Origin of the sequence: Microcoleus sp. Aus8_D2, assembly GCF_036702665.1 — a bacterium.
Taxonomy (GTDB): domain Bacteria; phylum Cyanobacteriota; class Cyanobacteriia; order Cyanobacteriales; family Microcoleaceae; genus Microcoleus.
Map to the genome: position 1 here is coordinate 1 of NZ_JAUBUN010000039.1, position 20,904 is coordinate 20,904.

Genomic DNA, 20,904 nt, shown 5'->3' on the forward strand with positions numbered 1-20,904 from the left:
CGATTCCCGATTCCCGATTCCCGATTCCCGATTCCCGATTCCCGATTCCCGATTCCCGATTCCCGATTCCCGATTCCTGATTCCCGATTTTAGGGGACTTGTGCAATCTACAGTTGATTCCCGGTTTCACTGTTTCGATTCCTCGCCCCCAAATTTAATATTGCTCGCAGAAACCGGGCTTAAGTACGAACGCAAGTCTTATTTTAGATGGATTTTCTCAGCAAAAATTTTCAGCAGCATCATTTTTGGGCTTTGACTTCCTGAATTACAAAAACCGAACAAGATGCGTGGTGAACTACATAATTGCTCACACTACCGAGGAAAGCTTCTGTGAAGCCCGTGCGGCCGCGCCTCCCCACTATTATTAAATCTGCGCCCCAATTTTGGGCGTATTCACAGACACAATGCCCCGGATCGCCGTCCATTTGGCAGTCAAATTCCACCTCCAATCCTTCTTTGGCTGCGGCTTCGCAGTAATTTTTCAGCAAACCCTCAGCCTGTTTTACCTGCCTTTCCAGAGACAAACGTTGAGCTTGATAAGCTTGATCCATTAACTCGACATTCATGCCCAAATCTACCGGAATTGGGACTGCCGTCTCGCCCAGCGTGTTGACAGTAACGCAGTGAAATAGCATCATCTGGGCGCGATCGATCAGAGCTAATTCTAAGGCTTGACTGAAGACGCGGTGCCCGAGTTCAGAATCATCTACGGCGGCGAAAATTTTCTTAAAACTCACAGCTTTACCTCCGGTGGGAAATCATCAAGATCCGTTAACAGAGAGTGCTTTTAAATCTAATTCAAATTGGCAATCTCTGATACTTCTAGACTAACAGGCGTTCCAATGCGTGGAGGTCGGGAATGCACAAAACGTCACGTTCGCGCTGAATAGTTCCTTTTTTTTCCAGCTTGCTGAGCACTCGCGTTACTGTTTCCCTAGCCAGCCCGCTGAGGCTGCTTAATTCTCTGTGTGGCAGGTTGGGAATTTCTGTACCTCCTGTTGACATGATTTTTCCCTGCCCTTCTGCCAAAAATAATAGAATATCTGCTACTCGCGAGGTACTGTCCGACTCTCGCAAACGCAGGCGACGGTTGACTTGCCGCAGGCGGCGGGCCATCAGTTGAGCTAGCCTAATGCCTGCGAGGGGCTCGGTATGAATGAGCTGCACAAAATCCTGAGCTGGCATATTACCGATCAGTGTCGGGGCTAGGGTGATGACATCTGTCGATCGCGGTGTTTCTTCGATCGCGGCCATTTCCCCAAACAGTTCTCCTTTCCCTAAAATATTCAGTGTTACTTCTTTTCCGTCTAGGTTGTAGGTGCGAATTTTCACCCAACCATCCAATATAAAATACACGGATGTGCCCCAGTCATTTTCTAGTAAAATCACTTGATTTGACGGATGACTGCGGGTAACGATGTGGACAGTTGCTCTCTCAATTACAGGATCGGGCAAGCCTGCAAAAAAAGGAGTAGAAACTATCAATTGATTTATATTGGACTGCGGATCTCGGGTGTTAAAGCGGTCTTCCATGAGGCCATCATTTTAATTTATGCGCTTGAGCTGCGCTGGGCAGTTAGAAATAGCTTGCAGCCGAGTCATTCGATTTGAGATTCAAGATTTTAAATTCAAGTATCTCTAATCGGAAATTTTACCTCTCAAGTTTTGGGGTCCCTCGGTCGAATATGGGAATTAATAGCCTCAAGCTCTGATTGGGAGCTAGAAACCAAACACCATACCATAATTTTTAAGATACATACCACTGAGCAAATTTTATTAACAAAAATTTAGCAACGTGGCAAGCTCAAGAGTGCCGATCGAATTACCTAAGACAAGCACTTCGCGAAGACAAGCTTAACACTGCTGAGAGATTTGTTGTCAGCGGGCCGCGCAGTCGATCGGCACAGGGAACCAGCACAAGTCCGCACACCGGCCAGACAGCGACCCAATCCGACTGCAACTGCCTGGAACCTGTCAAATCTCAGCACTATCATGAAAATCTACAGGCATTCCGAGCCTAAAGGTTGACACTCGTATCCTAGCAAGCGAAACCGACGCAGTTCCCCACAACCTTTTCTGCTACCCCGAGATTATTGTACCATTAATCTCTAGCCATGAATACATATAAAAGGCTATTATAAAAGGTTGCTCACCAAGACTGCACGGGGACAATCCCGAATCCCGGCATCCCAAACCATAAGATTGAAGAATTGCACAATTGCAGAATTGCAGAATTGAAGAATTGGGAATGAGTTACTGGATATGAGTTTGGGGCACGGGCATACAGTTGCATTCTTTTTTGAAACTGGTATCGCCAATTGTTTGAGGTTTTTTCTGTTGTCTGTGAAAGATCGAGAGAGTGGCGCGCCGCCACCGCCCCAAACTCGGGGTGACGGGTGCGGCGGGCCCTGCACGGCGGGTGGGGGCAGAACAAGAGTGCGATCGCCACTATCCTGTAAGCAATCAGCCCCGCAGTGCCTGGGAGACTCGAAAGCAGCCACAGAATTTGAAAGCACTTGCAGTCGATAGAAGCGGGCATTTGATGCGGAAGTACCGGCTAACATATTATATGCAATAGGAGTCATCCGAAGACCAAAGGTTAATTTACAATTGTCATAAAATATTAGTAAATTATTGACGAACTCGCATTCAGATTATTCTATGTATTGGCATAGCTGCCGCCTGACTTGAGTCTTTTTTCAAAAAAGTTTCTCCCTAGCCGCATTCCCAGAGGTTCCGCCCTTGAATTCTCAGAAGTACAAAATTCAAGCACTAATTGCTGAGATTGACGAGGTACTCAGCAAGCCCGCCCCCCGCTTGCCTTGGACGGGTTCGATCGATACTGTCCACCAGCGCCAACTGTTAGAGCGAGTTCGCGCTTATCTGGTTTCCCCAGACTCAAAACTAGCGATCCGCAAGGGGCCCTCCGGCCCAAATGTCCGCCCGCAACCAGTTCCAGTCCCTAAACTGCCACTGGTGGCCGATCGCCCCTCAGCAGCAGATCAAATCATGCTTGCCGTAACCGGAGAAATCAGCAACCTGCGTTCAAGCCTGACGGGGCCGCTCCAAGAAGACATAGAAGCTCTGCGACAAGAGCAGCAAGCTCTAATTCAAGAAATCAAACAGCTAGAAGCAAAACGGCAGCAACAACAATCCCTAGCTCAGCAACAAGCAAACCAACAGCAAATCATTTCTGAATTCTTGCAGGTACTGACTGCCCGCTTGGAAGAAACCTTGGAGCGCGATTTCTCCCAAATTCTCGGCAGCCTAGAAAATCAGTTATTGCCAAGCAGTGCAGCACCTTACTATTTGGGCAGTGCACCTGATGAGCAACCGGCTCTTGATGTCACACTTAACCCACAAACTTCAGAAGAATACCCGCTGCTGACACCCGCTCAGAGATTGGAGCAAATGCAACGGTTCCAAGCTAGTGCTGACAGTCTGCTGATGAGGCTCGATTCTACGATGGGTATCGTGTTCGAGGCTTTGGAAGCAAATCTGCAAACCTATCAAGTTTCCTTGTCCCAAGGACTCGAAAATATGTATGGTTTGAGCCAGCAGAGCGAGGCAATGTTCGCGGCTTTTGTCAACCACTTGGTCGCACAGTTGGGACGAGAAGCGTCTTCTTACGTGCAGCAGCCGATCGCCCGGGCCAATCTCGAAACTGCCACCCCAACCGCTGCCGATCGCTCTGGTGCCACGAGCGCCCTCTCAAATACTGCGATCGATCCCCTTGCCGCTGCCGAAGAAAGTGAAGATCGCAGCGGCGAACTCGGAGCACAAGACAGATTGCCCTACGCGGGTACTGAAATTTCTCCACAATTCAAACAGTTGAGGCGGGATCGCGATCGCGATCGCTTTGAACCCCCAATCTCGCTCCATGACTTGGAAGATAATTTGTCCGGTTCAGCACCGGCAATACCTCGACTTGCAACTCAGTTGATCGACGCTGAATCGGAAGATATATTAGCAGAAAATGGCGAAAAAGTTGAAGATTTGTACGCGAGTTTGTTCGTAGGAGAATCGGTCGCTGAAATCGAATTAGAACTCGAAGATTTCACGATCGAAAATACTGAAATGGCAGCCGAAATGGCAGCGTCACAATCTAAAACGGCGGCAGAGTATGAAACAGCAGAACCAATAAATAATGCCGAAGATTTGTTTGTAAATCTGCTGGATGAAGGGGAATCGCTGGAAGATTTTCTAGCAAGTGAAGAGTCAGAATTCGTAATCGGTAATTCTGTAGACGATCTAACTTTAGATACTGAAGATTTATTGGAACCGAAAGTTGCAACACTACCTCCAGTTTCAGAACCGCCAGCCCTAAGGGAGATCGCTCCAACAGTACGTCCAGTTTCAGAACCGCCAGCCCTAAGGGAGATCGAGGCGCAACTTGACTTGGACGATCGAGAAAATCTAGAAACGACTCAAAACCTAGGCGATCGTTTCGACACAGATGCTTTGTCTCCATCGCCAGCAGAGCCGGAGGCGCCGACTTTGAGCGTGCTTGCTGAAATTAGACAGAACCAACCCAGTGGCGGGCGCGTGCCGAGTGCCCGCGATGTTCAAACTGGCGAGTTTGGAACATCGTCCCAGGGGCTCGATGATGCGTACATCCAAGCTTCGCCGGACGAGGATTTGCTGCCGGTTCAGGCATTAGAAGATGACCTCGATCGAGCTCTAAATTTGGACGTTAATACTCTGGAACTGTTGGAGACAGACCTCTACAATCTGGAGGGATTGGACAACAGTAGATCCGGGCGATCGAATTCAAGTGCGGTTAACAGCTTAGATTTTTCGGCGAATTCCCCCTCGGGCGGTGCAGAAAATCCCTTTGCGGAGGCGGGAGAGGAAGAACTAGGCTCGCTGGAGGATTTGTTCTCCGATGTGTTGGAACTCTCATCTGATGATGAACCCTTTGTTTTAGAAGACGAACTTGAGGATGATTTGTTTGCTGAGGAAGACGAGTCGAATTTGACGCTAGACGAGATTTTGTCGAGTTTGAACGAGACGGATCGAGAAGAGGCTCAAACTGCGGAAACCAACGAACTCGGATCGAGTGCTCCACAAAGTAAAAAAAAAACCTAATTTCGACAGAGAGTAAAGCCGGAGTTGTTGAGGGGATAACCGAGTCTAGCGAGTTTGCTGTTCCACAGCAGCAAAAGTCGGCGGCCCATTCTGTTCCAGGTGCGATCGCCCCTTCATCCTCTCAATCCCAAAAACGCCCGAATTCTCGCTGGTATTTGGGCATTGATTTCGGTTCCAGCGGGCTGTCGGCCGCTTTGCTCGATCGCGCCAGCGGCCAATTGCACCCGATTTACTGGGAAACACCGCAGGCTGAGGGCTCCGCAGCGAGCGCGAGCTTTCGGATTCCCTCGGTGGCCCTGATGCAGGAAACAGCCCCAGGCGACACAGGCCCCCAAGTGACAGTCAAGTCGGTGGGATGCCGGCAGTTGGATTTGCCTGCGGGAGAATTTTTACTGCAAAATTTTAAATTGCCTTTAAAAGTCAGCATTCCTTATCAGCGCGCAACTGCTGGGATGTACGAACCGCTGTTGCAGTGGTCGTCAAATCGGGCTTTGTCGATCGCCCTACCGCTGCACGGTGTGCGGGCGCTGCTGGCTACTTTGAATCGGAGGAAGCAGGGGGAAGTTTTGGATTCTGCAATGGTGGCGAATTTTGCTCTATTGCCAGTTTCTAATTTAATCTGTAAAGCTTCGGGACTGACGCCAGAAACTCTGGATGCGGCGCTTTTAAACTTGCAGGGTGTGATTTTGGGGACTCCGGCCGGCTGGTCGGAGGCTTATCGGTTTAATCTCCGGGAGGCTGTTTTGGGCGCGGATCTAGTGGCTTCTAGTTCGCAAATCTTTGTAGTAGAAGATGCGATCGCCACTTTGGTTGCTGCTGTAACTCCTGTGAAAAATCCCACAGAAGTGCAATCTTCGGCGCCCGATTCTATTAAGAACGAACTCGCAGAAGCTGCACCGCTAACTCTAAATGCTTCGTCTTTTAGCGGGGGAACTTTGATTCTGAATGCGGGGGCGGTGACAGTGGAATTAGCTGTAGTTGAACTCCCGTCCAATCTTCAAGATTTAACTCGTGCAGATTTTACTTGCCAAAGTTTTGATGCGGCTGGCAATGCTTTCGATCAGGATATTATCTGTCAGTTGTTGGCTAAAAATGAAACTTGGGGAATGTCGATCGATTTGCCTCGTCCCGGGCATCCAGATTTACCGAGTCGCTATCAATTGCAGCAGCGGTTGCAAGGTTCTGCTTTTGGCCTGCAATTGTTAGAAGCTGCAAGGCATTTGAAAGTTATTTTGCAACATCAAGAAAGTTTTGTTTTGGATATTGGCCAGCAGCATTGGGATGTGAAGCGTAGAGATTTGGAAAGTTTGGTTTTAGTGCCTTTTGTACAGCAGTTGAATCGTGAATTGAATGCTTTGCTCAGCCGTGCGGGAATGTCGCCGGCGGGAATCAATCAGGCGATTTGTACTGGGGGGATGGGTGCTTGGCCTGCGATCGCCCGCTGGTTGCGGCAAAAGCTGCCGAATGCGATCGTGGTTCAAGATCGGGAATTGGAGGTCGATCGAGATATTTCTGAAAAACACAATTCTGCCTTAACTTCTGTATTTCAAAGCACAAATTATTCACAAAAAAGTGGTCGAGTTGCCTGCGGGTTGGCAAGTTTGGCTCTCTATCCTCAAATTTTGGATGTGCCGCAGCAACAGTACAGCGACTTTTTTCTGCTGTGGGAATTAATGCAGGTTTTGGGCAGGGAAACTCTCAGCTTTGAGGAAATTTTGCAGTTGTTGGAACGCCAAGGCGTGAATACCCGCACCTGCGAGCCCCGGATTCTGGGGATTTTGTCAGGAAAATTGCCGGCGGGACTTTTGCCGGAGGAGGAAGATTTCATGCTGCTAGCCGAGGAATCGAGGCAAAATCCCGATTGGCAAGCAATTTTGGCCGAGCCGCTTTTCTTTGAAGATGTCTCGCGGGGTTATCGCTTGAATATCGAACACGCCTCTGTTGTTCGCGAATATTTAGGCCTCCTCGCCTCTAGCAGCCAGCAAAAATTGTTAGAGCCATTAACAATTGCTTGGGATGTTCGCACGGAGAGTTATCGGTGAACGGCTAAAAAACGGGTTTCTCAGTGGAATCCTCCCTGTCTTTTCCGAATATTCCTAGTAGAAACCCGGTTTTTGGGAACAAAAACTCACTTTTTTCAGTAAATGTACTTAATTTTACGTAATTTATACTTTCAAAAATGAAATATACAGAAACTTTATAAAAGTGTTGCAGCTTTTTAAAGATTGTGCAAAGCCCTGGAGTTAACCTTCTCCAGATTACGGGAGTCTCATAAGATGAACGTGAGATCTGGTTCAGCTTGAGACAAATCAAATGAAATTTGTGATGGGTGCGTCTAAATTATCAGTATTATCAGAAATGCTTTCCTTATTTGTTCCGAAACCTACTTACAAAGTTTGTGTATCGAAACAGCAGGTTCACCGCTCCGTAACGAGCAAGGTCAAGCGGTCGATCGATATTTTGGGCTCGTTGCTGGGACTGGCTATTGCTGCGGCGGTGGCAGTGCCGGTAGCCCTAGTGATGCTGTTGGACAGTCCGGGCCCGCTGCTTTACAGTCAAGTCCGCTGCGGCTTCAAAGGGCGGCATTTCAGAATCTGGAAATTTCGATCGATGGTTGTGGATGCAGAACAGCTCAAACACCTAGTTACCAACCAAGCCAAGGGTCACATTTTTAAGAATGACAATGACCCGCGAATTACCCCCGTCGGCCGCTTTTTGCGGTGCACGAGCTTGGACGAGTTGCCTCAATTCTGGAACGTGTTAGTTGGGGACATGAGTTTGGTGGGAACTCGGCCGCCAACTCCCGATGAAGTTGCGCGCTACAACGATGTTCACTGGAAGCGTTTAAATGTCAAACCCGGTTTGACTGGGGAGTGGCAAGTCAACGGACGCTCAGGAGTTAAAGACTTTGAGGATATTGTGCGTATGGATCTAGACTATCAGGATAAGTGGTCTGTTGTCTACGACATCATCCTGATTTGCAAAACTATTTGGGTTGTATTGAATAAACACGGTGCGTGTTAATCAACCTGCTGTTTTGGGTTGTCTGTTTCTTTTTTGTGAGCTACAATTAGATGAATATAGAGCTACAAGCTGTTTTTCTCAAAGTTAAACAGCTACAAAAAAATGTTAAATTAAGGGCAAGCTTGTAAAAAGCTTGCCCTTAATTTTTTTTCCTCTTCCTCCTTCCTCCTTCCTTCTTTTTATATCAAATCCGGTAACTACGGAATTGTCCTAGGGGCGGGGCGGGTTTATATAATTTGTCGATACTTGCAAATATCAGGGCGAACCCGCCCCTACAACACTTGAAATTATATAGCAATCCTAAATGATTATACTCGTTACCAGGCAGAGCCTGGTAACGCAGCTCCGGAGGAAGAGCCTCCATTTTCGCAGCCGAGGCTCTTCAAGAGTGATATCGGTTAAGAGGCTCTGCCTCTTAACCAGTTAAGCCGAAGGGCTTCTTCCTTCTTCCTTCGGTCAACTATCAACTATCAACTATCAACTATCAACTGTCAAGTGTCAACTGTCAACTGTCTTATGAATTTGCCTAACTTGATTACTTTTTCTCGCTTGCTGGGAGTGCCGTTTCTGCTCTACGGTTTGTACGACCCAAGCGCCCAAAGCCGCTGGATTTGTACTGCGATTTTTGTGGTAGCGGCGGCTACTGATTGGCTGGACGGCTATTTGGCTAGGAAGCTGAACCAAATTACCGATTTGGGCAAGTTTCTCGACCCTTTGGTGGATAAATTGTTGGTACTCGCGCCGCTTTTAGTGTTGATTGAGTTGGGTAAAGTCCCGGCTTGGGCAGTGTTTTTAATTTTGGGGCGGGAGTTGACAATTGCGGGGTGGCGTGTTAATAAAACTACGATTTCGGGAGCTAATATTTGGGGGAAATTGAAGACGGTGAGTCAGATTGTGGCGATCGCACTTTTAATTGCTCCTCTGTCTGAAGCGTGGAATTTTCCTACACTTATTGCTTTTTGGGTTTCTGTGGCTTTAACTTTGATTTCTGGCGCTATTTATCTGTGGCCGGAAAAGGTATAGCAACTTTGGTCTGCAAAGGTATAGCAACCGCCAAGGCTGTTATGGTGTAAACTGGAAGTATTCCCTTGTGCTGCTGACGCGATCGCATGACGCTGGTCTTGGCTAAAAAGTCGAATTCGTAAACAGCTAAATGAGTTTGATTGTTTCCTACCGATCGGAATACATACATCGATATCGCTCGATTTCTGCAATATTGCCTCCATTGTCGCGGGCAACTGCTCCCAAGCACTCTCGAATTTTTCGCCTTGCTTGACTGCTAGCCATCTGCCAAAATCGATCGCACTGCCCTAATGCAGCAGCCTGCACTTCATCCTCCTTGACATTGAAACGTTTTGTCCTGCCAAACGCTTCAACCACTATCATTCCCTTGCTACTTTTGCCTGTTGCTGTGAGGGCGCTATCTTGGTCTATGTTTGCTGTGAGGGTTGCAGTTTCTAAGTAATCTCCTTCCGTTGGCCAGGATTGGTCTTTATATAAAGGGTGGCTCCTATCAAATTTATAAATAGCCAGATCGAAATTTGCCCCATCCTTCTTCAGTTGGTCTACAACATAAAGGCGGTTGCGTCCAGATGCAGAACATTGGTAAATTACTTCTTCTGGTTTGGTAGCCGCTTCAGAAATTGTAGCTAGGGTTGCCAACAAGCCTCCTGTTATGAGCAAGCAGCTTGCCACTAAGAAAGCTACCACAAGTTTTGTGGATTTTTTTCGGTTAGTATTTTGCATATATATAGCCTTTCTCAAAAAGATGAGGTATCATGTTACTTACCCTCACTCGTGAGGGTAAAACAGAAAAGATAGGAGCAAATGAACTATAATTACATGGTTGAGTAAAGCCACGCGAAAGCGATACCAAACATCATAACATTTTTTTGACAGCACGATCTGCTTGACTCACAACACGTTTACTTGTACTCCTCATCATACATTGTTAAAAATGAAAGCTTACTCGATTGATTTTAGGCAAAAAATCCCAGGGCTATTTCATTCTTTGTAGGGGCATTGTGGCAAGAGTGGTTGCCCCGATGCCTGAAATGACCGACAACTCTTCGGTGGAGAGGGTAGACATTCTTGGCACTACCCCTACAAAACCCTCGTTTTTTCGAGAATGAAATAGCCCTGCAAAAAATCCTTGACACTTATCATACTGAACCCATCTCACAAAAAGCAATAGCTAAGCGTTTTTCTGTGGCTTTGAGTTAATCGCTCCCCTCTCCGAAGCGTGGAACGTTCCGGCATTAATTGCGTTTTGGGTTTCTGTGGCTTTAACTTTGATTTCTGGCGCTATATATCTCTGGCCGTCCAAGACTGCTGAGGAAAAGTAAGGATGAGCAAGTTATTTGTTTGAATGCCAATTGGACATTCTATGTGGAGCCAAAACGGGCGATCGAACTTTGCTCGAATTTACACAAAAACGTTTGTGACGAATAATTATGGATGCACTCATCTCTACACAAGTGCATTTTTTAGGGGGAATCCGCGCGCTTAAGAACCTCATCCGTGGCGATGTTGCGTCCACGAATGAGGAAAAAATATCCTGGATTGCGATCGCCACAGTTGAAACATTAGTTGATATCATGTCCGGTCGATTACCATAACAAAAACGGTTTGTAGTGCGGACTTTAGTCCGCAGCTTTATAGCAGACTAAAGTTCGCACTACGAACCAATCTGACTGTCCGCAGCCGTATAGCGGACTAAAGTCCGCACTACGAACCAATCTGACTGCGAACCAATCTGACTGCGATGGCGATCGGACATGGTATGACTAGACTGGAATTGTATCTGCGGTTAACAGATCGGTCAACCGCAGATGTAAGGCAGATCGACGCAGATGAACGCAGATAATTCAAAGAACAGCGAGCTAATGAATGCCATGCAAGTCTATTGAATGTTTGTGCGTCCAGCACTGTTATCAATAGCGCTGCTAGGAAACACTCTATTGCAAATTAGCAAAAACAATGAACTTAGGAATTCGGGCTAAATTGTTGGCTAGCTTTGGAGCTTTGACCGCTTTACTCGCAGTTGTCGGATTTGTTGGTTGGCGGAACACCGTTGAATTAGCACAAGATGCGGAGAAATTGTACAAATATCAAGTTAAGGGGACGGTGGCTCTAGCCAACTCCGAGTCAGCTTTATGGAAGCTGCGTTACGGCTTCCCACAGTTTATCGTTTTACCAGAGAAGCGATCGGACATTTTGAGCGAAGAGCCGCAATTATACAAAATAATTGACGATAACCTGCGAGAATATGCAGCAGGCGAACTCACACCCCAAGAGCAAGCAGCTTTCCAGAATGTACAAGATGCTTATCACAAGTATATTGCAGCCAGACCTAAGTGGTTTGAGTTGCAGCAAGCAGGCAAAATTCAGGAAGCAGCAGAGTATCGCGCAGCTACTACCACCCCTTTTGGCGCCGAAACAGTTCAGGCCTTTTCAGGACTAATCGAACTCCAGCGAAAAGTCGGTGAAACAAAACATCAGGAAATTGCAGCCAAGATTGAGCATTTGACAGTTTTGCTAGTCTGTACTCTGATCTTGGCTTTGTTGTCCGCAGCAGCCCTGACTGCGATCGTCAGCCGCGATATTGTTAACCCCATAGTGCAATCTGTCAAGAAGATTGTCTCTTCTTCCATGCAAATTACCGCCGCAGTCGATCGGCAGGAATACACTATATCTCAGCAAGCTCATGCTGTGAATCAAACGACTGCGACGATGAATGAGTTAAGTGTTGCTTCATCCATGTCAGCCAAGCAAGCATCAGCATCAGCAGTCTCGGCTCATCAAGCGCTAACCCTAGCTGAGTCGGGTAATCAATCTGTAGAACATACCATGCAGGGGATAGTGACTCTTCAAGAAAAAGTAGGCGCGATCGCCAAACAGATTACCTACTTGAACGAGAATGCTGTTAAAATTAGTGGAATTTCTGACCTGGTAGCCGATCTCGCTAACCAAACGAATATGTTGGCTCTCAATGCTGCTGTGGAAGCAGTGCGTGCTGGCGAAAACGGCAAGGGTTTTGCTGTAGTCGCCACCGAAATTCGCCGACTAGCTGATGAAAGCAAACAATCAGCCGAGAATATTAACGATCTGGTGAAAGAAATTCAAGTTGCGATCGGCAAAACGGTGATGGTAACGGATGAAGGTTCAAAAACAGCAGCACAAGGAATTAAACAAGCTCGAGGGACAACAGAAATTTTCGCCGGTGTAGCAGAGGCGGTAGACAAGGTATTTTTGAACAATCAACAAATTGCTCTGAATGCTAACCAACAGGCGATCGCAATTCAACAAGTTCTAGAAGCAATGAACCATGTTAACTTAGGAACAACAGAAACTGCTGCTAGCCTTGCTCAAGTTAAAGTCTGTACGGAACTGCTCAACCAAACCGCAGCAGAACTAAAGAAGCTATCTTAACAGTTGACCTGGGACAGTTGACCTGGGACAGTTGACAGTTAACTGGTTCCCAGGCAGAGCCTGGGAACGCATATCAGCGAGGCTCTGCCTCGGATCGGGACAAGGAGGCAGAGCCTCCGGGCGTGCATTACCAGGCAGAGCCTGGTAACGAATAGTAGGTTTCTACGAGCATTTCTGGGAGATTGTTTAACTGGTTCCAAGGCTCTCTCTGCCTGGGAACCCATATCAGCGAGGCTCTGCCTCGGATCGGGACAATTCCCTATTGGTGTCAACTTAAGACTGAAAACCTTTTGTATATCTCGTTTATAGCAGAGGCCAGATCCCCCTCGCATCCCCCTGGTTGTAGGGGGACTTTGACGGCTCTTGTCCCACCCCCTACTCCCCTTTTTTAAGGGGGGCTAGGGGGGAGCTGGCCTCAATAACCAAACAGCAGTCTCTGACTACATTTGGTCTTAATTTGACGCACCTGGCTATTTCCGTTTCCTAATCGCAGCTTAATAATGACTCCCAGATTTCCGGTAGTGCACGGCTGTCACCCCGTCATTTTTCAACAAATGACCGCTTTCAACCGCGGCATAAACCACCCAATGATCGCCGCATTCCATCCGACCGATCACTTCGCATTCGAGATAAGCTAAAGCATCAGTCAAAACCGGACAGCCGTTGCTAGCTTCTGTTGTTTCAACTCCGGCAAATCTGTCTTCTCCCGGAGCAAAGTTTTTCATGAAATACTTCCGCAACTGTCGCCCTTCTGCTAAAATATTGAGCACAAATTTATCTCCGGCGTACATCAAAGCTTCGATCGATCGATCTTTAGCCACCGCAATCGTCAAACCCGGAGGGCTAAACGTGGCTTGCGACACCCACGAAGCCAACATCGCACTCGTGACATCCCCGCGCCGCGCCGAGAGCACGCACAGGGAACCTACCAATCTTCCTACAGCTTGTTCCGTGCGATCGCTCCCCGACGCTAACTGCGGTCTCGGTGCCCGTAATTTTTGCGACTTAATCAAAGCTTGAGCAAAATCCGTTCCCGCTTCTTTGCACTCGTGAATCGTCGCCGCCGTCGGCTTAAACTTGGCTCGAATCGGCTCAAATCCGATGCGATAGCCAGCATCTTTTAATTTTCCTTCAACTAAGTCGATCGCCTCACCGCTCCAGCCAAAAGAACCAAAAACCCCCGCTAATTTGCTCTTAGTTGCGGTAGACAACACAATTCCCAAAGCCGTTTGAATTTGCGTCGGCGCGTGTCCCGCTAGCGTCGGAGTACCGATGATAAATCCGGCGCATTTCTCGATCGCCTCTTTAATTTCTCCCGGTTCGGCAAATTCGCAGTTGATGGTTTCTACAGCAACACCGGCTTTCGTAATCCCTTTGGCGATCGCCTGCGCCAAAGTAGCAGTATTGCCGTAAGCCGAAGCATAAATCAAAGCAACTGTCAAGTCTTTTGAATTTTGTTGTTGGCTCCATTCCCGATACAAATTACTCAATTCGTGGAGGCCGTAACGGACGATCGGGCCGTGACCTGGAGCATAAAATGCTGTTGGTAAATCAGCTAATTTATCCATTGCGGTCAGCACTTGTTTCGCCTGAGAAGCGTGCAAAGAATCGTAATAATAGCGCCGATCTTCGCTGTAAACCATCCACCCTTCATCAAATACTTGGTCGCCGCAAACGTGAGCTCCAAAAAATTTGTCAGTGAACACAATTCTAGTTTGCGGATCGTAGGTGCAAAGTTCGTCAGGCCAGCGGGGAGTCGGAGTCGCGATGAATTTTAATTTGTGACCTTTGCCTAAATCGAGAGTTTCTTCTCCGCGAACGATCATAATGTTTAACTCTTGTTCGGGAAAAGCCGATCGCAAACCAATTGCGGCGGGATTCGTGCAAACAAAAGCTACTTCAGGAGCCAATTCCAACAGAGCTTTAATGGTGACGGATCTGTTAGCGTTGAAATGTCCCAAAATTATGTAATCCAGCTTGGTCAAATCTAGTCGCTGCTGCAAACAATCTAGATAGTTTTGAGTGAAAGATTCTCCCGGCGGGTCGAACAAAGCAGTTTGGTCGGCTTGAATGATATAGCTATTTGCTGTTGTCCCCTTTTGCAGGGAGTATTCTACTTCAAATTTTAGTCGGTCCCAAGTGCGCGATCGCACGATAAATGTATCTGGCGCGATCGGGATAAATTGCACATCGCGGGGTTTGGCATTAGATGCGAGTCTCGGAGTCAAAGTGTTAGTCATTAATTGCACCTATGAGAAACTGAACAACTGAACTTCTTTTGATTTCGTGCCAAAATTTGGTATCTACAATGTCAAACTTTGCACCTTGAGCCTGTAAATTTTTATCCAGATCGGTCAAAAATTTCCTGGTTTGCAAATCGTCCCCTATTTGGATAAAGCTCACCCCAAGTTCTTCATCTTTATCTATTTTATTTGCCGCACTTACAATAATTTCAGCGACAGCAGCGGCATTTTCGGGTTTTTCATCTAAAACTGCCACAATTATGGCTCCTTTCTTGCCTTTGGCATTTGTTTTGAGCTTAAAATAATCGCTCAAAGCTCCTTTCAGAGGTTCTGCCAAATTAATTGCAGTCGGGTTTGCTGAATCCGGCTCCGTATTTTGTCGTTGCAAAATTTGAGCTAACCGGCCAACATTTGAATTTTTATACTTCCACATAGGAGTAGAAGCTTCGTAAACAGTGAGGCCGTCGCTGTCAAATTCCTGACATTTTTTGGCTAAGTCGATCAGAGATGCCTGTGCTTCAACCCACTCCTCGTACCAAGGATGTTCTGGGTCTCTGCTGCCCTCGCTTCTAGCAATAATTATTGTGTAATCTCGGTCTTCTAAAAGATTAGCAGGCATTGGCAATTCCTAAGAGTAAAAATGGATAAAACAAGTAAGGAACGAAGATTTAATAATTTCAGCACCTGCTGGAGGCAGAGCCTCCGGATCGGCTTTACCAGGCAGAGCGAAAGTAACAAGCAAATCTCATTTGTAGCTGAGGCAAGATCCCCCTCGCATCCCCGCTCCCTTGGGAGTAGGGGTTGACTTTGATCTGTTTCCGGTTCCCCCCTTAAGAAGGGGGGTTAGGGGGGATCGATCCTCGGATGTAAACGACATTTATCAGCGGTTAAACGCGCTTGTTGAAACTTCCTTCTTCCTTCTTCCTTCTTCCGACTTCCATCGAACTTCTTCCTTCAATATCCTAATAGTGATTTCCGACTTTGCGGTGGTGAACTGCCGGCAGTGCTTCGGGATGGGATACGCGGCCGCTATCGACGATCGCATATACGATATGATGATCCGAAAGTTCCATCCGGCTAACCACTTCGCATTCCATGTAAGCCAAAGCATCTGTCAGAATCGGAGAACCGTTGCTAGCAGGTTGAGTTTTGACTCCCGCAAATCGATCGGCACCTGGGGCAAAACGCTTCAAAAAGTGCTTCATCAAGCTTTGATAATTGCCTTCTTCGAGCACGTTGAGTACAAATTTATCACCCGCGTGCATCATCGATTCGATCGCCCGATCCTTGGCAACTGCTATAGTTAAACCCAGCGGTTTAAAGCTGGCTTGCGTCACCCAAGAAGCCAACATCGCACTGCTAACTTCGCCTTTTTGAGCAGTAATAATGTACAATCCGCCGCTGATGCGTCCCAAAGCTTTATCAACATCGCTATCCAGGGATTTCATCTGTTTGACAGCCTTGTCCCGCGACAGCCACTGTCCCAAGTCGGTACCGGCTTCGTCGCAAACTTGATAAATCCCTTCCGTCGGCGCTTCTTTAATCAAAATGTTGGGAAATGCTTCTTTCAAACCCAACTCTTTGAACTTGTTTCGCAGCGGATAAACCGATGCGTCATCACCGCCGCCGGACTCGCACAAACCGAAGGATTGTTTGTTGTTAGCTGCAACTAAAATTGTATTGATAGCAGCTTCGGCATTTTCCGCAGCAGCGCCATTACTTGGCGGCGAACAAATCACGATCCCCGCAGCGCTACCGACAAGTTCCCGGACTTCTTGTAAATCGGCGATTTTCAAATCGATCATTTCCACGGCGACACCGGTTTTGGTAATCCCGTGGGCGATCGCCTGGCTGAGGCGATCGCTAAATCCGTAATCGGAAGTGTAAAATACCGCTACAGTGGTTTCTGCCTTAGCTTGTTCTTGGCTCCACTTTTTGTAACGTCCGGTAAGTTCCACCACATTGTACCTGAGCAGCGGCCCGTGACCCGTTGCCACCGTACCGATTTCTCCCAACTCGGCCATCCGCTTCATTGCACTGAGTACCGATCGAGCATTCGGAGCCATCAAACACTCATAATAAAAGTGATAATCCTCCTCAACCGCCGCTAAATCGTCATCATAGGTACTGTCAGAACAGTAGTGCATCCCGAAAGCATCGCAGGTGAACATCACCTGAGTTTTGCTGTCGTAGCTGAAAATAGTATCAGGCCAGTGCAAATTCGGCGCCGACACAAATTCGATAACGTGACCATTTCCTAAATCTAGTTTGTCCCCATTTTTAACGACAAGTCGCTCAAAGGGCTGGTGTATCAGGTTTTCTAAAAATTGAACAGCTACTTTCGCCCCTACCACAATCGCCTGGGGTGCCAAAGCCAGCACATCTTTGACCAAACCGCTGTGGTCTGGTTCTGTGTGACTGATAATTAGATAATCAATCTCTTTCGGGTCAATTTCCCCCGTCAGAGTTTCCATATATTGCTGGCGAAACTTCTCGTGCGAGGTATCTACGAGAGCAGTTTTTTCGCCCCGAATGATGAAAGAGTTGTAAGTTGTGCCATTTTTGAGCCCGAATTCGATGTCAAAGCGGTCTCTATCCCAGTCCAGACATCGAATTGCCGTTGTATCAGGAGCAATTTCGACTTTTTCCACCGTCAATCTGCGTTGGACTCGTTCAGTCAGGGCTACCATACTCTGCCTCCTTGTCTGTTATCCATTACCTTATTGTTTCCATTCTGACACGTTTCTTTTGTAAATCTTCATAAAATTTCTTATCACGGGGTTAAGTAACTGCAAAGTTATTAATGCGTGCAGCCGGTGATTCCCTACGGGATAGCTACCCTTCAGGAACGCTTTACGACCATTTTGGGAAAAATATACAAATTAGGTCTTGACAAAATCCCAATTTTACAAATTAACATTTACAATAACTTGGACGGACGTAGAACTCAGAAACCCGATTTTATTGCTATATTTCTCGCTACTCAACCCAAAACTCATAGAAACCGCGTTTTTAGCGCCCCGCGCCCGCCCTTCCTCAACTTGCATCCGCTGTAACTTCTATTCATAGACTAGGTTCTATCCCAATGCAAAATAGCTTTAATCCTGAAGATACACAATTGCTCCTGTCAGCAGCAGAAAATCTAGGAGACGAAACAGTCAATCTGTCGCAGTCTCAAATAGAACAGCAAAAGGCACTGACTGGTGTAATTGCGAGGATTAGAGAGTCCTTAGATTTAGAAACAATATTTAAAACCACTGCGATCGAAGTCCGCAGCTTGCTAAAAGCCGATCGAGTAGGAGTATTTAGATTTTATCCCGAATTGGACTGGGAAGGGGAATTTGTTTCCGAAGATGTCGATCCGCAATGGAGTTCTGCACTAGCTGAAAAAGTCTACGACTACTGCTTTGGCGAACAGTTTGCGGCCCACTACCAAGAAGGTAAAGTACAAGCAATTGCAGATATCTATAACGCAGATTTAAGCAATTGTCATGTCGAGATTTTAGAAAGATTTCAAGTCCGAGCCAATTTAATAGTACCGCTGCTCAAAGAAAAAGAACTCTGGGGACTGCTGTGCATTCATCAATGCAGTAATTCCCGCCATTGGTCAGAGTCTGAGATTCATTTTATCAAACAAATTGCTGAACATTTGACAGTGGCAATCCAGCAAGCTGAGTACCTGAAGCAAGCTCAATATCAAACAGAACAACAACAAGCTTTGACAGCAGTTATTGCTCGCATTAGAGAACCATTTGAATTAGAATCTATCTTTAGAATTACTGTTTTAGAAGTCCGCAAACTGCTAAAGACGGACAGAGTAGTAGTGTTTCGTTTCAGTCCTGAATTCAAATGGAAAGGTGGATTTGTCTACGAGGATGTTGACGAATCCTGGATGTCACTTATTAGCGAAGAACTCTACCAATACCAATTTATAGAAAACTTTTTTCCTCTCTATTGCCAAGGTCAAGTCAAAGGAATTGCAGACATCGATATAGCAAATTTAGATCGGGATTACCTGAATATCCTCAAAAGATTTCAAGTTCGAGCTAACATCGTAGCTCCTTTACTACAAGGCAGCGAAATTTGGGGATTGCTCTGCATCCATCAATGTGATGCCCCACGCCGCTGGGAAGCCTACGAAATAGAGTTTGTCAGCCAAATTGCCGAACAGTTAGGAGTTGCCATCAAGCAAAAAGATTATTTGGAACAAATACAATTACAATCAGCTCAACTGGCAAAAGCAACGGCCCAAGAAGAAGAGGCAAAACGGCAAAAAGTCCTCGCTATTACAATTGACAAAATTCGCCAATCCCTGGACATTGAAACTATTTTTCGCACCGCTTCCGAAGAAGTTAGGCAACTATTGCAAGCTGACAGAGTAGCAATTTATCAATTTCATCCAGATTGGAGCGGGACATTTGTGGCAGAATCCATCGCCAGTGATTGGACTCCGCTGGTTAACGTTCAGCCTGCAATTGCAGATACTCACCTCCAAGAAACTCAAGGCGGACGGTATAAAAACAATGAAACTTTTGCTGTGGATGACATCTATAGAATAGGACACACAGATTGTCATATTGCTTTGTTAGAACAATTCGAGGCAAAAGCTTATGCAATCGCGCCGATTTTTCAGGGGAAAAAACTCTGGGGGTTGCTAGCTGCTTATCAAAACTCAGGGCCGCGTCATTGGCAACAGTATGAGATAGATTTACTTGCTCAAATTAGCACGCAACTCGGCATAGGTTTGCAGCAAGCTGAATATGTCAAACAAGTTCAGACACAAGCAGCGGAATTGGTGAAAGCAACGGAGCGCCAGAGGGCGCTTGCGACGACAGTAGAGAAAATTCGTCAGTCTCTTGATATTGATGTCATTTTTCAAAATGTAACTCAAGAAGTTCAGCAATTATTGGAAGTCGAGCGAGTAGCAATTTATCGATTTTATCCAGATTGGAGTGGCGAATTTGTCGCAGATTCTATAGTCACTGGTTGGACTCCCACAGTCACAAATCCGGCTCCGATTGCTAATAGTTTTTTGCTGCAAGCAACTCAGGGAGGAAAGTATCCCCGCCATGAAACTTTTGTGCCGATTTTACAAGGCGAAAAACTCTGGGGCTTGCTCGTAGCTTACCAAAACTCTCAGCCCCGCTATTGGCAAGATGACGAAATTAACTTGCTGGCTCAGGTGGGCGTACAACTGGGAATCGCACTTCAACAAGCAGAATTGCTGCAACAAACTCGGCAACAAGCAGAAGAATTAACCCAAACTTTGCAGGACTTAAAACAGTCTCAAGCCAGACTAATCCAAGGGGAAAAAATGGCTGGATTAGGACAGTTGGTTGCTGGAGTTGCCCATGAAATTAATAATCCGGTTAATTTTATTAGTGGCAATTTAATTCATGTGAATGATTACATGAAATCACTGCTAGATTTGATTGCTGTTTACCAAAAAAACTATCCAGAGCCAGTTTTGGAAATTCAAATGGAAGAAGATGAGATTGACTTGGATTTCATCAACGAAGACTTGCCGAAAACTTTGGCTTCAATGAACATTGGAGTCGATCGCATTAAGGGGATTGTTTCGTCGCTGCGTACCTTTTCTCGGATTGACGAAGCTCAAATGAAGCCAGTTGACATCCACGAAGGTATTGACAGCACACTGTTAATTTTGCAGCACCGCTTGAAAGAAAAGAGTGAGTATCCGAGTATTGAAGTTATTAAAGAATATGGTAATTTACCATTGGTTGAGTGCTATCCGGCTCAACTAAATCAAGTGTTTATGAATATTTTGAGCAATGGGATTGACGCTCTCCAAGAAATGTGCTTGCACAGAGTTCCTGGAGAAACTCCGAGGATTCGCATTCGCACAACTGTGATTCTCGATCGCGTGGCGATTTGCATTAGCGACAATGGGGGTGGTATTCCAGAAGATCTGCGATCGCGGATCTTTGACCCTTTTTTCACTACAAAGGCGATCGGTAAGGGAACTGGTTTAGGGCTGTCTATCAGCTACCATATCGTGGTTGAAAAACACAAGGGTCAATTGCGGTGTATTTCCGATCGCGATCGAGGCACTGAATTTTGGATTGAGATTCCTATCCACCACTCAGCAGATTGAGAT

15 protein-coding genes are annotated in these 20,904 nt (G+C 46.5%); 8 read left to right on the forward strand and 7 right to left on the reverse strand.

From position 1 onward, the window contains the following. Positions 1 to 239 precede the first annotated feature (239 nt). Both QUB64_RS24690 and QUB64_RS24695 read right to left on the reverse strand, forming a co-directional pair. A complete protein-coding gene (locus QUB64_RS24690; RefSeq protein WP_333275924.1) occupies positions 240 to 737 on the reverse strand; it encodes a universal stress protein in 498 nt (165 codons plus the stop codon). 85 nt (positions 738 to 822) lie between these two features. Then, the gene (locus tag QUB64_RS24695) at positions 823 to 1,533 is read right to left on the reverse strand and encodes a Crp/Fnr family transcriptional regulator (protein WP_333275926.1); all 711 of its coding nucleotides are present in this window, start codon (positions 1,531 to 1,533) and stop codon (positions 823 to 825) included. A gap of 826 nt (positions 1,534 to 2,359) precedes the next feature. Here QUB64_RS24695 and QUB64_RS24700 point away from each other — a divergent pair. The 5 genes from QUB64_RS24700 to pgsA all read left to right on the forward strand — a co-directional run bounded on the left by QUB64_RS24700 (position 2,360) and on the right by pgsA (position 9,135). Next, complete coding sequence (locus QUB64_RS24700) at positions 2,360 to 2,578, forward strand: hypothetical protein (RefSeq protein WP_333275928.1); 219 nt, start codon at positions 2,360 to 2,362, stop codon at positions 2,576 to 2,578. 164 nt (positions 2,579 to 2,742) lie between these two features. Then, positions 2,743 to 5,088: a hypothetical protein gene (locus QUB64_RS24705; protein WP_333275930.1), complete on the forward strand. Its 2,346-nt coding sequence runs from the start codon at positions 2,743 to 2,745 to the stop codon at positions 5,086 to 5,088. 155 nt (positions 5,089 to 5,243) lie between these two features. Further along, positions 5,244 to 7,130, forward strand: a complete 1,887-nt coding sequence (locus tag QUB64_RS24710) for a hypothetical protein (RefSeq protein WP_333275932.1) — start codon at positions 5,244 to 5,246, stop codon at positions 7,128 to 7,130. A gap of 271 nt (positions 7,131 to 7,401) precedes the next feature. Further along, entirely contained in the window at positions 7,402 to 8,112 is a 711-nt protein-coding gene (locus tag QUB64_RS24715) for a sugar transferase (RefSeq protein WP_333275933.1), read from the forward strand. Positions 8,113 to 8,628: 516 nt separating this feature from the next. Continuing rightward, positions 8,629 to 9,135 (forward strand): CDP-diacylglycerol--glycerol-3-phosphate 3-phosphatidyltransferase, encoded by a 507-nt coding sequence (gene pgsA, locus QUB64_RS24720; protein WP_333275935.1) that lies wholly within the window; start codon positions 8,629 to 8,631, stop codon positions 9,133 to 9,135. Here pgsA and QUB64_RS24725 read toward each other — a convergent pair. Both QUB64_RS24725 and QUB64_RS24730 read right to left on the reverse strand, forming a co-directional pair. Further along, on the reverse strand, positions 9,107 to 9,304 hold the full coding sequence (locus tag QUB64_RS24725) for a hypothetical protein (RefSeq protein WP_333275937.1): 198 nt from the start codon (positions 9,302 to 9,304) through the stop codon (positions 9,107 to 9,109). The genes pgsA and QUB64_RS24725 overlap by 29 nt on opposite strands. Then, positions 9,283 to 9,858 (reverse strand): hypothetical protein, encoded by a 576-nt coding sequence (locus QUB64_RS24730; protein WP_333275939.1) that lies wholly within the window; start codon positions 9,856 to 9,858, stop codon positions 9,283 to 9,285. The genes QUB64_RS24725 and QUB64_RS24730 overlap by 22 nt, the downstream gene beginning before the upstream one ends. Before the next feature lie 707 nt (positions 9,859 to 10,565). On the opposite strand from QUB64_RS24730, the gene QUB64_RS24735 reads away from it, so the two are divergent. Beyond that, complete coding sequence (locus QUB64_RS24735; protein ID WP_333275941.1) at positions 10,566 to 10,730, forward strand: hypothetical protein; 165 nt, start codon at positions 10,566 to 10,568, stop codon at positions 10,728 to 10,730. Positions 10,731 to 11,091: 361 nt separating this feature from the next. Continuing rightward, positions 11,092 to 12,543 carry a HAMP domain-containing methyl-accepting chemotaxis protein gene (locus tag QUB64_RS24740; RefSeq protein WP_333275943.1) on the forward strand — a complete coding sequence of 484 codons (1,452 nt, stop codon included), beginning with the start codon at positions 11,092 to 11,094 and terminating at the stop codon, positions 12,541 to 12,543. 494 nt (positions 12,544 to 13,037) lie between these two features. On the opposite strand, the gene QUB64_RS24745 is transcribed toward QUB64_RS24740, so the two are convergent. The 3 genes from QUB64_RS24745 to QUB64_RS24755 all read right to left on the reverse strand — a co-directional run bounded on the left by QUB64_RS24745 (position 13,038) and on the right by QUB64_RS24755 (position 17,476). Beyond that, positions 13,038 to 14,783, reverse strand: coding sequence for a diflavin flavoprotein (locus QUB64_RS24745; RefSeq protein ID WP_333275945.1), 1,746 nt, complete (start codon positions 14,781 to 14,783; stop codon positions 13,038 to 13,040). Further along, a complete protein-coding gene (locus tag QUB64_RS24750; RefSeq protein WP_333275947.1) occupies positions 14,776 to 15,405 on the reverse strand; it encodes a hypothetical protein in 630 nt (209 codons plus the stop codon). The genes QUB64_RS24745 and QUB64_RS24750 overlap by 8 nt, the downstream gene beginning before the upstream one ends. A 343-nt stretch (positions 15,406 to 15,748) precedes the next feature. Next, positions 15,749 to 17,476: a diflavin flavoprotein gene (locus QUB64_RS24755; protein WP_333275949.1), complete on the reverse strand. Its 1,728-nt coding sequence runs from the start codon at positions 17,474 to 17,476 to the stop codon at positions 15,749 to 15,751. A gap of 395 nt (positions 17,477 to 17,871) precedes the next feature. Between QUB64_RS24755 and QUB64_RS24760 the strand changes: the two genes are divergently transcribed. Further along, the gene (locus QUB64_RS24760; RefSeq protein ID WP_333275951.1) at positions 17,872 to 20,901 is read left to right on the forward strand and encodes a GAF domain-containing protein; all 3,030 of its coding nucleotides are present in this window, start codon (positions 17,872 to 17,874) and stop codon (positions 20,899 to 20,901) included. Positions 20,902 to 20,904: the final 3 nt, after the last annotated feature.

Coding starts and splice junctions, on each gene's coding strand:
- QUB64_RS24695 (WP_333275926.1), bottom strand. CDS start 1,533: ATGGAAGACCGCTTTAACACCCGAGATCCGCAGTCCAATATAAATCAA.
- QUB64_RS24715 (WP_333275933.1), top strand. CDS start 7,402: ATGAAATTTGTGATGGGTGCGTCTAAATTATCAGTATTATCAGAAATG.
- pgsA (WP_333275935.1), top strand. CDS start 8,629: ATGAATTTGCCTAACTTGATTACTTTTTCTCGCTTGCTGGGAGTGCCG.
- QUB64_RS24725 (WP_333275937.1), bottom strand. CDS start 9,304: ATGTATGTATTCCGATCGGTAGGAAACAATCAAACTCATTTAGCTGTT.
- QUB64_RS24730 (WP_333275939.1), bottom strand. CDS start 9,858: ATGCAAAATACTAACCGAAAAAAATCCACAAAACTTGTGGTAGCTTTC.
- QUB64_RS24735 (WP_333275941.1), top strand. CDS start 10,566: ATGGATGCACTCATCTCTACACAAGTGCATTTTTTAGGGGGAATCCGC.
- QUB64_RS24740 (WP_333275943.1), top strand. CDS start 11,092: ATGAACTTAGGAATTCGGGCTAAATTGTTGGCTAGCTTTGGAGCTTTG.
- QUB64_RS24745 (WP_333275945.1), bottom strand. CDS start 14,783: ATGACTAACACTTTGACTCCGAGACTCGCATCTAATGCCAAACCCCGC.
- QUB64_RS24750 (WP_333275947.1), bottom strand. CDS start 15,405: ATGCCTGCTAATCTTTTAGAAGACCGAGATTACACAATAATTATTGCT.
- QUB64_RS24755 (WP_333275949.1), bottom strand. CDS start 17,476: ATGGTAGCCCTGACTGAACGAGTCCAACGCAGATTGACGGTGGAAAAA.
- QUB64_RS24760 (WP_333275951.1), top strand. CDS start 17,872: ATGCAAAATAGCTTTAATCCTGAAGATACACAATTGCTCCTGTCAGCA.